Origin of the sequence: Streptomyces sp. (assembly GCF_035563135.1) — a bacterium.
Classification (GTDB): domain Bacteria; phylum Actinomycetota; class Actinomycetes; order Streptomycetales; family Streptomycetaceae; genus Streptomyces.
Window position 1 is genome coordinate 1 of the sequence record NZ_DATMVN010000446.1, and the last position, 13210, is coordinate 13210.

At 68.1% G+C, this 13210-nt stretch carries 11 protein-coding genes and 2 pseudogenes; 9 read left to right on the top strand and 4 right to left on the bottom strand.

Features of this window, described 5'->3' with window-relative positions; translation table 11 throughout:
• Window positions 1–868 (bottom strand): IS3 family transposase (locus VN520_RS19745; protein ID WP_325748252.1); only part of this gene is annotated, 868 nt, incomplete at its 3' end.
• Window positions 865–1164 carry a transposase gene (locus tag VN520_RS19750; protein WP_325748253.1) on the bottom strand — a complete coding sequence of 100 codons (300 nt, stop codon included), beginning with the start codon at window positions 1162–1164 and terminating at the stop codon, window positions 865–867. The genes VN520_RS19745 and VN520_RS19750, both read right to left, overlap by 4 nt.
• A gap of 272 nt (window positions 1165–1436) precedes the next feature.
• Here VN520_RS19750 and VN520_RS39670 point away from each other — a divergent pair.
• Window positions 1437–1712, top strand: a pseudogene (locus VN520_RS39670) (transposase); the annotation flags it as partial.
• A gap of 31 nt (window positions 1713–1743) precedes the next feature.
• Here the strand turns inward: VN520_RS39670 and VN520_RS19760 are convergent.
• Entirely contained in the window at window positions 1744–2400 is a 657-nt protein-coding gene (locus VN520_RS19760; protein ID WP_325748254.1) for a hypothetical protein, read from the bottom strand.
• A 219-nt stretch (window positions 2401–2619) separates the two neighbouring features.
• Here VN520_RS19760 and VN520_RS19765 point away from each other — a divergent pair.
• A pseudogene (locus VN520_RS19765) lies at window positions 2620–3580 on the top strand (IS1380 family transposase); the annotation flags it as partial.
• A 142-nt stretch (window positions 3581–3722) separates the two neighbouring features.
• On the opposite strand, the gene VN520_RS19770 reads toward VN520_RS19765, so the two are convergent.
• Window positions 3723–3917 carry a hypothetical protein gene (locus VN520_RS19770; RefSeq protein ID WP_325748255.1) on the bottom strand — a complete coding sequence of 65 codons (195 nt, stop codon included), beginning with the start codon at window positions 3915–3917 and terminating at the stop codon, window positions 3723–3725.
• Between the two features lie 156 nt (window positions 3918–4073).
• Here VN520_RS19770 and VN520_RS19775 point away from each other — a divergent pair, with 156 nt between their 5' ends.
• The 7 genes from VN520_RS19775 to VN520_RS19805 form a co-directional block, all read left to right on the top strand.
• Entirely contained in the window at window positions 4074–5066 is a 993-nt protein-coding gene (locus VN520_RS19775; protein WP_325748256.1) for a helix-turn-helix transcriptional regulator, read from the top strand.
• Window positions 5067–5743: 677 nt separating this feature from the next.
• Window positions 5744–6478: a MobF family relaxase gene (gene mobF / locus VN520_RS19780; protein ID WP_325748257.1), complete on the top strand. Its 735-nt coding sequence runs from the start codon at window positions 5744–5746 to the stop codon at window positions 6476–6478.
• A complete protein-coding gene (locus VN520_RS19785; protein ID WP_325748258.1) occupies window positions 6459–7931 on the top strand; it encodes a hypothetical protein in 1473 nt (490 codons plus the stop codon). The genes mobF and VN520_RS19785 overlap by 20 nt, the downstream gene beginning before the upstream one ends.
• Entirely contained in the window at window positions 7928–9871 is a 1944-nt protein-coding gene (locus VN520_RS19790; RefSeq protein WP_325748259.1) for a hypothetical protein, read from the top strand. Before VN520_RS19785 ends, VN520_RS19790 begins: the two co-directional genes overlap by 4 nt.
• Window positions 9868–11970 carry an integrase gene (locus tag VN520_RS19795; protein ID WP_325748260.1) on the top strand — a complete coding sequence of 701 codons (2103 nt, stop codon included), beginning with the start codon at window positions 9868–9870 and terminating at the stop codon, window positions 11968–11970. Before VN520_RS19790 ends, VN520_RS19795 begins: the two co-directional genes overlap by 4 nt.
• Window positions 11967–12407 carry a hypothetical protein gene (locus VN520_RS19800; RefSeq protein WP_325748261.1) on the top strand — a complete coding sequence of 147 codons (441 nt, stop codon included), beginning with the start codon at window positions 11967–11969 and terminating at the stop codon, window positions 12405–12407. The genes VN520_RS19795 and VN520_RS19800 overlap by 4 nt, the downstream gene beginning before the upstream one ends.
• A gap of 131 nt (window positions 12408–12538) precedes the next feature.
• Window positions 12539–13210 (top strand): relaxase domain-containing protein (locus VN520_RS19805; protein WP_325748262.1); only part of this gene is annotated, 672 nt, incomplete at its 3' end.

Below are 13210 nucleotides of genomic sequence, written 5' to 3' on the forward strand. Positions count from 1 at the left end.
GGTGCCGCTGTCGGGTCTCGGCCGGGGTGAGGTAGCCGAAGACCTTGTGCTTGCGCAGGCGGCGGCGGTTGTAGAACGTCTCGATGAAGTCGAAGACCTCGGCGCGAGCGGTGGCCCGGTCGGGCCAGAGCAGGGTGCCGATCTCTTCTTTGAGCAGGGCCCAGAAACTCTCCGCGGCGGCATTGTTGAAAGAAGATCCGGTGTGTCCGCAGCTCTGTCGGAGGCCCAGCTCGTTTATGTAGTGGCGGAAGAGGCTGCTGGTGTATTCGCTGCCGCGGTCCGAATGCGCTATGCAACCGGGCTGTAGGCGACCGCGTCCGGCTGCCTTTTTCAGCGCGTCGATGACGAGGTCGGCGCGGTGGTGGCCGGCCATCGGATAGCCGACGGCCTCGCGGGTGGCCAGGTCGAGCCGGCAGGCGAGGTAGAGCCAGCCCTCGCCGGTGGGCAGGGCGGTGATGTCGCCGACCAGCTGCGTGCCGGGCGTCTCGGCGTAAAAGTCGCGGCCGATCAGATCGGGGGCCGGCTTCGCCTTCTTGTCCGACTGGGTCAGCGACCGTCGCCTGCGGCGGTGGGCTCTCTGGATGCCGTGCTCGCGCATCAGGCGGGCGACCCGTTTGCGGTTCACGCATCGTCCCGGACGCCGCAGCTCGGCATGGATGCGAGGGACCCCGTAGGTGTGGCGGGAGGCGACGTGGATGACGGTGATCTCGTGGGCCAGGGCCTCGTCGGCGGCCTTGCGGGCCGCGCGGTTCGTAGCCGCGGCGAGCCAGGCACAGAAGGAGGAGCGGGCCACCTTGAGCGGCCGGCAAAGGAAAGCGACGCCGTGGGTGGTCTTCTCCGCCTCGGTGAACGCATACGTCTCGTTCACCGATCGCTTTCCTTCGCGAAGAAGACCGCGGCTTTTCGCAGCACCCCGATCGTCCTGGCCTGCTCGGCGTTCTGCCGACGCAACCGCTTGAGCTCTTCGCGTTCGGCCGTCGTGAGCTCGCCCGGCGCACCCTCGCCCCGGTCCGCCCTTGCCCGGCGGTACCAGCCGCGCAGGGACTCCGAGCTGATGCCCAGCTCCCGGGCGACGGCGGTGACCGTCTTGCCCGAGGAGTCGACGAACGCGATCGCGTCCCGCTTGAACTCCTCGGTGTACCGCTTCGTGTACTTGCTTCCCACCTGGCGCTACTTCCTCTGGAACCTCAGGTCCCAGTCTCCAGGTCTCCACGATCAAGGGGAAGCTTCACCAGGTCATCTGCCCCGATGGCGAGACCAGCCACATCTGGCTCGAGCCACCGGCCATGGCCCCCTACGCCGTGGCCCGGTTCCGCCCACACCAGTGCAACCCGTGCCCCGACCGGCCCGCTTGCGCCCGCGGCACCGCCGCGAGCACCGTGAACTTCCTCCCACAGCATCTGCATGAACTCCAGGCCTAGAACCGCGCGAACCAGCAAGACTCCCAATGGAGAAGGCTCTACGCCACCCGGTCCGGAGTCGAAGGCACCATCTGCGAGTTCATCAACGGACACCGGGCCCGCCGCAGCCGCTACCACGGCCACCGCAAGACACACGTGCAGCACGTTCTGACCGGCATCGCCATCAACATCGAACGCCTCGCCTCGCGCACAACTCGCCACCCCCACCGCCCCCGACGCCCCAGGACCTTCCAGCAGTACCTCGATGCCTGCGGCCTGACCTGGGAATGCTGGTGGCGGCAAGGCAAATGAGCCGCGCGCACAAGATCCCCGACAGAGTCGCTCAAGGAGTGAGGAGGTGGACGGCGGGGAGATTCCCGGCCTGTGCGGCATCCTGGTCGATGCTCAGCCCCGTGTACGCGCCCAGCGCGGTGAACACCAGGGTGGGCAGACGCGCGCCGTGCTGTTCGTAGTAGGCGGTCACCTCGTCGGCGGTGGCGTCGGGGATGGAGGGGAAGACGGCACCGGCGGCGGTGAGCGCCGCATCCAATGCCGACTCGTGGCCGGTGGTGGTGCCGAACTCTGCGCGCCGTATCACCTCGTCGCCTTCGACGTGCAGGATCGCGGCGGGCGGGCTGTACAGGTTCCGGCTGGCGCACAGGATGTCTTCACCTGGGCCGGGCCTCATCGAGGGGACACGGCGGAAGCCGGTTGCCCAGGTCGCGGCGTGGTCGTTCTCCAGCACGTACGTCCACTCACCCTCGCTGCCGTACATCGCGTAGGCGTAGCGGGTGGGGTCGTGGCCGGGCGGGGTGGGCTGGCTACGCAGTTCGGCCAGTGGGGTGCGGGCGGCGAGCTGATCGAGGTCGGCCCCGAGGTTGATGAGGAACTCGTCAGGGTCGATGCCTCGGGCGAGGGTGAGGGAGATGCCGCCGCGCATTCCGGGGACGGGCGTGGCGGTGTGGGCGTGGGCGCCTATCCAGGTGAGGCCATTGGTCATGGAGGGGGTCTGTTCGCTGGTGGGGTGGGGTCGAGCTTAGCCTCGCGCTTTCATGAAGCGAGCTGTCCGACGGGTGGTCAGGTAAGCGAAAAGTGCCTCTGAGCAGCAAGAATGAGGATTTTCGAGGTCCTTGTTCCTATCACCGCCGGAGGCACTTCCCAGGTGAAGAAACGTATCGGGTCCTACCTACGCGTCCGCATCTAGGGCGGTGGCCGTGGGGTGGTGTCCCAGGCTGGGGCCGTACTGCTGGTCTAGACCGTCCGCAAGACCGGGCTGGGCCAGGCGATATCGGCGGTGCTTGCGCCGTGGCAACGGCCGCGGGCGGTGCTCGATCCGGGGAAAATTCTCCTGGACGTGGCCCTCGCGGTTGCGCTGGGCGGGGACTGCCTCGCGGATGTCGGGAGGCTGCGGGCCGAGCCCGGCGTGTTCGGGCCCGTGGCCTCCGACCCGACGGTCTCCCGGCTCGTCGACGCCCTCGCCGCAGCTGGACCGAGGCCCTGTCCGCGATAAGGGCCGCTCGGGCTGAAGCGCGTGAGCGCGTCTGGAAGCTGGCCGGCACCGCCGCGCCGGATGCCGCGGGGCAGGTGATCGTGGACCTGGACGGGGTTCTCGTGCTAGCCCACTCCGAGAAGCAGGACGCCACCGCGACCTGGAAGAAGACCTTCGGCCACCATCCTCTGATGGCCTTCGTCGATCAGGGAAGCGGCGGGAGCGGTGGGCCGGTGGCCGGCCTGCTCAGGCCAGGCAGCGCGGGCAGCAATACCGCCGCCGACCACATCACCACGGCTGGGCTCGCCTTGGCGTAACTGCCGAAGAAGTACCGGCGCGGACGCCGGACGCTGATCCGTACCGACTCCGGCGGCGGCACCCACGAGTTCGTGGCCTGGCTCGCCCAGCGTGGCCGGTGGCTCTGTCGTACTCGGTCGGCATGACCATCACCGAGCAATCCACCAGGCCGTCCTCAAGGTTCCCGCCACGGCCTGGACGGCAGCGATCGAGCCCGGCGGCGCGATCCGGGACGGCGCCTGGGTCGCCGAACTGTCCGGCGGCTGACGGTATCGCTGCCCTGTGGGCTTCCCCTGGTCCTGGGGCCGTGTTGCGGGTTCCCGGCGAGGGCGGGGTACGGGTGCGGGTGTGGGCGGATCTCACTCCTGGTCCGCCGTCAGTTCGGGAAGAGATCTGAAGGCCCTCTCGCACGAGCCGTACGTCGGCGGCTCGTGCGAGAAGGCAAGGGCTGGAGCCTTTGGCGACACTCCGCCAGACGGCCAGGACATCGACGTCAGCAAAAGGTCACCGGCCGCAAGCTCCGTTGAGAGCACCGTTTAGGCGGTGGGCGGCTGGATGTCGTGCTGGTGCTGGCGGCGTTTGATGAGGGGGCGGTTGAGGAGGAGGGTCAGGACGTGGCGGGCGTCGGTGCGACGGGCGGGATCGTGGGCCAGGACCGCGACGGCGGTCGCCAGCAGGGGGCCGATCACGCTCAGGACGAGGGCGGCCAGGGGAAGAATCAGCAACGTCACGGTGGTGCCTCCCGGTGACTGGTTGGGTGGTCGTGACTCATTGAGACACCTGAGAGCGGTTCGGTGGGGTGTTCCGAACGGCGGCGAACGACAGCGAACACCCAGGCCACGGACACCGAGGCCACAGACGACAAGAGAGAAGAAGGGGTGCCGGGGGTGGGGGCGGATGTGGATCCGGTGGAGGAGTTCGCCGCGTGGCTGCGCGCGCTGCACCGTGAGGCGAGAAAGCCCAGCTACGCCGAGATCGTGCGTCGTATCCGTGCCGCGGATCCGAGTGCGAGCATCGTGGTGAGCACGATCTCCGAGACCCTCAACGGCAAGCGCCTGCCCCGCTGGACGACGGTCGAGCCCATCGCCCGCGCCCTGGGCGGCCCGGCGGCGGTCCAGGAGTGTCTGCACCGCTGGAAGCGGGCCGATGCCGCCCGCACCACCACCACCGCCCCACCCGCACCCGAAACCCCAGGGCCCGTATCCGGCAACCCTCCGCCCAGGCAGCAGACCACCGGGTCCGGCGCCGAAGTGAGGACGCAACCACCCAACTCGTCCCGATCCGGCAGGCCGGTACCCCGCAGGAAGCCGCTTCTGGTGGGGGTGGTGAGCACGGCTGCCGCCGCGGGACTGGCTCTGGCGATATGGCTGGCTCTTCCCCTGCTTGACGCACAGCACGAAACTCCCACCGGTCGCGCGCCGAAAGACACAGCCTCCACCAGCTCCCCCGCTGCACCCGGCTCAGGCCCTGCCGACAGGACGCCGACCGCTGGCGCATCATCGGGTGCTTCGGAGGAGGAGGAAGCGGTGCTGCGGCCCTTCAAGCCCGGTACGCACGAGGCGGAGGTCATCGCGACGTCGGGGAAGCCCTGGTCGACTCCTGACGGCAGGGTCTCCATCACCGTGCTTGGTGCCTCCACCGTGGGAGACATCCAGGTGTTCGCCACCACGCCCACGACGTCATGCCCGGAAACCAGCCTGGCCATCGGCGAGGCCCTGATCATCCCCGAAGCCTCCAGCACCTCCTGGACACGGATCACCCCGCTGCGAGCCTGGACCAAGGAACCCCCCGAAGAAGTCGAATTCCCCGACATCCACGTCAAACTCCAAGTCGACCAGGGCACAGGACCCACCCCCCGCGGCAAACGCTGCGGCCCATGAACCCGGCACCCCGTACCGCTCGCCCCTCACCCGCAAGACCGCTCAGGTCAGGGACCAGCCAGGATGCTGTGGGTCCCGATCCGGTGCCACACGATGTGGGGAAGCCCAGCGACTATCTCCCCGCCGTATGACCACGTTGCGCGTCCGTCCGGCGCCCAGGTGAGTTCGTAGACGCCCGGTGCGCAGCGCACGCCCTTGATGCGGAGGCCGGCGCGGAATCGCCCGCCGGTGCAGGTCCTCGACGAAGGCCGCCACGGTCCGGCGGAAGCGATAGCGCTGTTCTGGGGTGAGGCGGTCCAGATCGGTGGTGAAGCGGGACGTGGTCTCGTAGGTCGGCACGTCAGTCCTCCAGGCAGCAAGAAGCCCCCGGCGATGCCGGGGGCGGAGAGTCGGTGACGTGGTGCAGGGCGCGGTGTCTTCGGCCGGTTGGTGGGGGAGCGGTACGTAGGAGTACGCGTTGTGGCGATAGCGGCGTCTGCTGGCGGTTTTCGGGGCGGGTGAGGCGTGTGTGACCGGGTGCCGCGCAGTATTTGCATGGGCCTCGTGGGTGTCCGCAGGGCGGGCGCGACGTTGTCGCCGGCGCCCGCTGTGCGGGATCGGCCGTGAAGTTCCGGTGCACCCTCCCGCCCCACGGGATCGCTCTTTTGTGCAGGTCGGAGCCGGTGTCTCCTGCGGGAATGATCAGTGTTGCGAAGGTGCAGCGGCGCAATGCCTGGCGGTACTACGTGCGCGGGGTCGCGTTCGGGGACGGGCACCGCCCTGTCGGCCAGTCGTTGAAGGACGCCCAGGAGGGGGCCGGGCTTCCGCCCCGGGTGTGGAGGGGCCGCGGCCTGGCCGCACTGGGCCTCACAGACGGGCAGGTGGTGACGGAACGGCAGATGAAGCGGTTGTTCGGCGAGGGCCGGCACCCGGACGCCGACCGCCTGGAGCGCGAGCTCCTGGACGACGGCGTCGACCCGGCCACGGCCAGGCGGGCCACCGTCCTGGGTCAGCCGATCGAGGAGATCGAGCAGCGCAAGCAGACCCCGCTGCTCGCCCTGGACTTCGTGTTCCGGCCGCAGGCGTCACTGGTCGTGCTGTGGGCCTTGGGGGACGAGCGGACGCGCCGGGTCATCGAGCGGGCGCACGAGCGGGCCGTCGCCGTGACCCTTCGCTGGCTGGAGGATGAGGTCGCACAGACCCGGTGGGCGTCCGGCCGGGGGCGCGCGAAGGCCCCGGCTCTGGTCGTCGCGGCGTTTAGGCACTACGACAACAGGAACGGGTTCCCCCTCCTGTTCTTGGGGCGTTTCAGATCTGTCTCATTACCCATCCCTCGGGACAGTGAAGATCAGCTCTGCGGACGGCCAGCGCCTGGTACATCTCGTCTCTCATCTCTTCTGAGCGGAGTGGCGGGTGCAGCTGTTCTCGGTTGATCGGGCGCTGGTGGAGAGGTACCTGCAGAGCGACGCCCTGTCTGGCGCCGAGGTGGCTGCGCTTCTGGAGCATCGAGGTATCTCGGATGGCACTCCGATCTACCTGGACGATGAGACGTTGCTGCCGGTCGAGCCCCTGAACTCGTGGGCCAGGTCGTTGTCGTACGCCGACTTGGACGCCTCGACGATGCGTGACTACGGCCGGATCATCGCCCGGTTGGACAGGCATCAGGGCGGCCGCGGGGCGGATCTGCTGAGTGCCACCGAGTCCGACCTGGTGGCCTACAAGAGGCTTCGCACCCGACACCAGCGGCGGCCGATCGAGACTGCGGCCTGGAGCAAGGAGTCGGGTCTGATCGACCGCTTCTACGGGTTCCTGGTGGACAACAGGCACCTTGATCGACGCCCGGTGCGTGTGGCAGCTCGCGGCAGGAACGCGCTCAGCCCGCGGCTGCGGCTGGGGATGGACATCCGGCACATGACGTTCGAGCAATACCGGTACTTCCGCGACGTGGGCCTGGGCGGACAGCTTCCAGACGCTCAGGTCAACCGCTCCTTCCGCGGCTCAGCTCCTCACCGCGGCCGTGCTGGTGCCGATCTGGCTCTGGGCACCGGTTCGCGCTGGCGCGAGTGGGCGACCGTGCTGCTCCCCGAGCTCGGCATCGGGCAGGGCGTGGCTCGATCGGCCGCCGAGTTCACGGTTCAGGCATGCGCGAAGTACGGCAAGGCCCGCACGATCTACGTTCCCGAGGACGCCGTCGACTCGGTGGACACCTACTGCCTCCTGGAACGTCCAGAGCTGGCCCGGGCGGCGGCGCGGACACTCGCGCGCAAGCACCGCGACCTCTTCGTCGTCGCGCGGATCGACTACGTCGACGGACGCGTCCGGGGCACGCTGCAGGGAGTCGAGCGCGAATACGCGATCTCGGCGATGCCGGCCAACCTGCGTCGCATCACAGTGCACGAAGGCGAGTTCGGGCTCGAAGCGCTGGCGGTCTTCATCTGCCGCGGAGGGCTGATGCCCGGAGCCGACTCCTGGAAGCGCTACCGGCACGCGGCATGGCGCCGCATGGTCGGCCTCGCTGACGAGACGACTCCGCGTCTGCCCGCGAAACGCTGGCGCTGGCACGACCTGCGCCACACCTACGCACTCCAGCTGCTGACCTACCTGGAGAACCTCATGGACGGGGAAGAACCCGATCACGCCAGGCGGCAGCGCCGACACCGCTCCTACCTCACCGGGCACATCCGCTACAACCCTCTACTGATCGTGAGCCGGCGACTGGGCCACGCCAGCCCGGAGACCACATACGCCTACCTCGAGTACACCGACGACTTGATCCACGACTTCGAGGAAGCGTTCCGCAACTGGCTCGGAGACGGGGAAGCCACCTACGCGCAGATCGCCGCCCACGCTTTGGGCGTCGCCGCCAACAGGGCTGGCACACCATGACGCCCCTGACCAACGCCAAGCGCGAACTCGTGCAGAAGGCTCTCGCGTCTCCCGGCGCCTCTGGCCGTCTGGGCATCCGGGCTGTCGAAGGCAAACGCGGCGCCGTCAAGCAGATCGTTCTTCATATCGATCCTGCCGACTACACCTGCTCGCGGCTGGCAGCGGAGCTGGCCGACGAGTGGGTGGAGTATGTGACCGCCACCGAGATCACCGGTTGGGCAGTCTCCTACCGGTCGGCGATCCACCGTTTCTGCACGGCAATGGACACCGCGGCTGGGCCTGCGGCGAGTGAGCTCACCCTGGCCAGGCCGGGCTTGGTGGACCTGCTGGTCGAGTGGGAGAGGGGACTGCCGAAGACCTACACGGCCGGCTCGAAGTGGCCTGGCTACCTTTCGAGCGGCGTGCGCACGCTAATCATCCGCAGGGACGACCATGCCGACCGGAAGGTGGACCCGGCGCTGGCTCGTCTTGTCCGTGGACCGATCACGATCTCCTGGGGCGAGTCCAGCGAGCGTGACGAGTTCACCCGCGCCGAGAAGCGGGCGATGGTCCGCGCCGCCTGGCAGTGCGTCCGGGCGATGGAGACCCGCGTTGAGCGGGGATGGGAACTTGCCGACAACGGACGGCACCCGAACGTCGGCAGCTGGACGAGCATCGCCGATCTGCTCTGGGCACTCGCCCACGGTGACCTCCAGCCACGTGAGATCCGGATGTCGATGCCCCCGTCGCCCCGCTGGCCCGAGGAGCTCCGGAAGCTCGCGCTCGGTGCCGACGGCACCTTCGTGTCGAACGTGGCCAAGCACAGACTCATGAAGTGCTTGGTTGCGATGCTCTACCCCACGACGCTCGACCTCCACGCCTTCCGGGTTCTTCTGATCGACGCGACGGGCCATGCCCCGGAGGAGCTCACGCAGTTCGGCACCCAGGATGTCGAGTTCCTGCCCAAAGGAGTCCGGCTGACTCTGACCAAGAACCGGGCCTCGCGCATGCGGCACCGGGCCTTCTACGACGCGAACCCGAGCGATGTGGCGGCCGATACCGCTGGCGATGTGTTCTCCGACCAGCCCCGCCGCGAGGCCAGCGAAGTCGTCCGCAGGCTCATGGCGGCAACGGAGAGAGTCAGACAGAGGGCCCCGCAGATCACCGACTCCCTGTTCGTACGGGCCGTGGCCTGGGCCGACGGGCGGCTGGTCTTCGACAAATGGAACCCCCTGGTCCCTACGGCCAACTTCTCTTCCTGGCTCGGAGTCTGGGGCGTCACCGTGTCCGGCGAGGCTCACGTGGGCCGGCTGCGGAAGTCCACCAAAGTGGAGAAGGCGATCGTCACCGGGGGACGCATCAGTGGGGCGGCCGACGACCATACTCAGGAGACGTTCGCCGGCCACTACGCGCAGGGCACAACGCTGCGAATTCTCTCAGGACAGGTGATCAACACCGCACAGGAGCACTGGTTCAACAAGGCCCTGGCCAAGGAGGAGGATGCGAAAGGGCCCACCGTCGTCACGCCGGAGGCAGCCGACCAGCTCCAGGACCCTGACCAGCTCCAAGCTCTGGGCCTGGCGGCACGAGAAGCCGACGGGATCATCCAGGGACAGCTCGACATGGGCGTGACTCACTGCCGCAACCCCTGGGAGTCCCCCTTCAGCCCGGCTGGTGAACTGTGCTCGGTCGCGCCCCTGCGTTGTCTGGAATGCCGCAATGCGTGGATCCTGCCGAGCCAGCTTCCCCAGCTGCTGCTGTTCGAAGAACACCTCGAGCGACTGCGCAGACGACTCCCTCCCAAGGTGTTCACTGCCCAGTGGGGCCAGAGCTTCACCAACCTCAGAGCCGTCCTCGCCGGCCGGTCCGACGCGGACAAGACACTCGCCCGCAAGCACATCGAGGCCGGCCGGGAATCCCTGAACCTGCCCCTGGCCGCCCACGTGGAGTTCGACGCGTGAACCTCACCCTGCCGCAACAACTGCGGGCCCCACTGTTCCGCGACGACGAGCCGGTCGTCCAGGGCCGGTCACAAACGGGTGCATCGGACCCCGACGGCAGGATCCCGCGCTTCGGGGACACCGACTTCTGGGACTTCAACAGCGTCCTGCGACGTCCGGCGAACGTCGCCCCCAGCACCTGGCGAATCCGTTTCGCAGGACCGCTGACCGACCCCTACTGGAATCTCCTGACCCGCGAAGTCCTCATGATCGCCGCAAACCCGACCCATCACGCTGTGATCAATCACGGCCTGTCGCTGGGCAGCACGGGCATCGCTGTCCCGACCATGCAGAACTTCGTCTCCTACCTGCGACGCCTGGCCGATTGGGCTGCAGAGAACGGTGTCCCGCCCTGTCCTGATCAATGGACGAGCGACGTCCTGCGAAGGCGGATCAAGTACATGCGGGACAGCACCACCATCGGTCCCGCCACCACGAAGAGCCACGTCACACTCCTTCGGCAGATGACCGCTATGGCTCCCGCGCTGAGTCTGCCCTGGCCCTCCGACGACCCTTGGCCCGGCAAGACCGCCCGGCAGGTGGCCGAGTACCCGATGTCCTCGGAACTGGTCCTCAAGCCCGTCCCCCCGCACATCTGGTTTCCGCTCATCCGCGCGGCCTGGACCTACATCCACACCTTCGCGCCCGACATCCTCCGCGCGAGCCACCGCTACGAAGAGCTGAAGACCGCGGCCTCCACACGGATCAGAGGCAGGCACGAGGAAGTCAGGACGTGGCTGGCCGATCCGGCCAACAAGGTCCCCGTCCGCTTCGAGAATGGACGGCCGACCGGCACCATCCCGCAGCCCAACTACCACTATCTGGCCCTGCTGCTCGGGTTCGACAGAAAGTCAGGCAACGCGCTCTTCCACGGACACTCGAAGCGCGCTTCGGAGCGATGCCGGATGGCCATGGAGGCAGTCGCCGAAGGACGCTTCTGCCCGGACAGCATCATCGATGACCTGGTGCACGTCACGCGGCCCGACGGCAGCACCGGACCCTGGCACCCGGGAATCGACGCCTACTCCCTCTACCACCTGAGAATCGCGCTCCGGAATGCCGCATTCGTCCTGGTGGTCGGGCTTTCCATGATGCGCGACTCGGAGGTCCAGGAGATCACGCGCGACAGCGTGGTCGAGCACTACAGCTCGCCCGCCATCGCCTCCACCCTCCACAAGGGCCGCCCCGGACAGCCACGAAAGCACTGGTGGATCACAGAGCCCGTGGCAGAGGCCATCGCCGTCGCCGAACTACTCACCGAGAGCGACCGGATCTTCGCCGCCATGCCCCGCCGAGGGACGCAGAAGATCCACGGAGTCCGCGTGCTGAGGTCGTTCATCGACAGCGTGAATCAGGACCGAACCTGGTCGGGCCTCGACGAAATCCCCGACGGATACGTCCGGCCCCACATGTTCCGCCGGACCATGGCCATGCTGACCGACCAGTTCGCCGGTTCGGAGATCGCGCTGGGCATCCAGCTCAAGCACATCGCGACAAGGGCTCTCGCCAACGCCGCCACCCGCGGCTATGCCGCAGGAGACGCATCCTGGGCCGAGCACCTCAAGGACGCGATCGAAGTCGCCCGCTTCCGCAAGATCAAGGACCTCTTCAGCCTCCACAAGGAGGGCCAGGTCATCGGCTTCGGCCCCGGAGCAGATCGCCTCACCTCCACCTTCGACCAGATCATTTCGACCGCCAAGGCACGCGGAGGTGACGCCCGCGTCGAGGAAGACCTCCTGCGCAAGACACGCGTCACCATCCGCTTCGGCACCTTGAACAACTGCCTCTACGACGACACCAACCCCTCCGGCGCCGTCTGCCTCGAGCACGCCGACGTTCCGCCAGGCCACACCGGCCCTCTCCACGACCGGTGCCGGCCCGACCGATGCGGCAACAGCATGATCGGCATCGAGCACATCCCTATCCACGACTCACACCGGCGAACGCAGCTGAAGCTGCTGCAGACCCCGGGGCTCCCCGCCTGCCGCAAGCAACTGATCACCCGCGAACTCGAACGCGTCGAAGCGATCCTGGACAAAGCCGGCGAGGCCCGCACATGACCGCCGGGGACGAGACGAAAGGAAGGGTCAGCACCAAGAGCGGCGCGGCCCTCCGGGCTGCCATGACCAGACTCCTCGCCGGACGACCGGAGAGAACCGATGGGCGCCTGACCAAGGAGAACCTCTGGCGAGAAGCCCAGGTCAGCCGAGCCACCATGAACAGAGCCCAGGACATCCTCGCCGAGTGGGACGCCCACATCGCCCAACACGGGAAGACAACCCCGCGCGAAGCACAACGCGACACAACCATCGCTGACCTGCGCAAGAAGCTGACCGCAAAGACCCAGCAGTGCACCCACTTGGAGAAGCAGCTTCAAGCAGCGGCCGTCGCCATCGCAGCCCTCCACCACGACAACGAAGCCCTCCGCGACGAACTCAGCGAACGGGCCACGACCGTTGTCGTTGGAATCGGCCCCCAGCGCAGGAGGCCGAGATGACCCACTGTCCTGCCGAAGCCGGCGCACCGGTCCAGCATCTTGGCGCTGTCTCACCGCCTCACAGGCTCACGCCGCCTGGCATCGCGCCGCGCGATTCGCTGACCGGCGCGAAGGTCGGGATCAGCTGTCTCATGAGACACCCTGAACGCGAAGAACTCCTGCACGACCATCTACTGCTGTCCGTGAAGGGGCAGCGGCTGGACGGGAAGTGGGGCTCGGTCCACTCCCTGGCCCTGCACGAGAACACCGTGGCCGCCTCCGCGCTCTACAACGAACTGGTGGCCGCGGAGGTCTGCGAGGAGCTGGGGCTGGCGACCGAGCCGCGCACCGTCACCCCGGGGCGCCGGCCGGTGATGGAGATCGCCGGGGTGCCGCACGAGCTGATCCGCTGGACTGCCCGGCGCAGCGATCAGATCGCCGCCTGCATGGAGGACCTGGAGCACGAGTACGTCACCGCCGTCGACGACAACGGCGAGCTGAAGTTCCTGCCGGTGGTCTCCGAGCGGGCCCGCGCCAAGCTGAACCAGATCGCCGCCCGCAAGACCCGCCCGCCCAAGCAGAAGACCCGGCCGCTCGCGCAGCTGCGCGCCTGGTGGAAGGCGAGCGCGATCCTCACCTCCGGTGTCGCCGCCGACATCATCACCTCCCTCCTCGAGTACGCCCGCGCCGCGGCTGCGGCGATCCGGGCCCAGGTCGCCGCCGTGGTCGACGTCGCCCTGGCGGCCGTCGACGTCGCCGCGACGGTGTTCGTGATGAACGACGGCGGCCGCTTTCACCGCCGGCACCTGCTCGCCGAAGCCCGG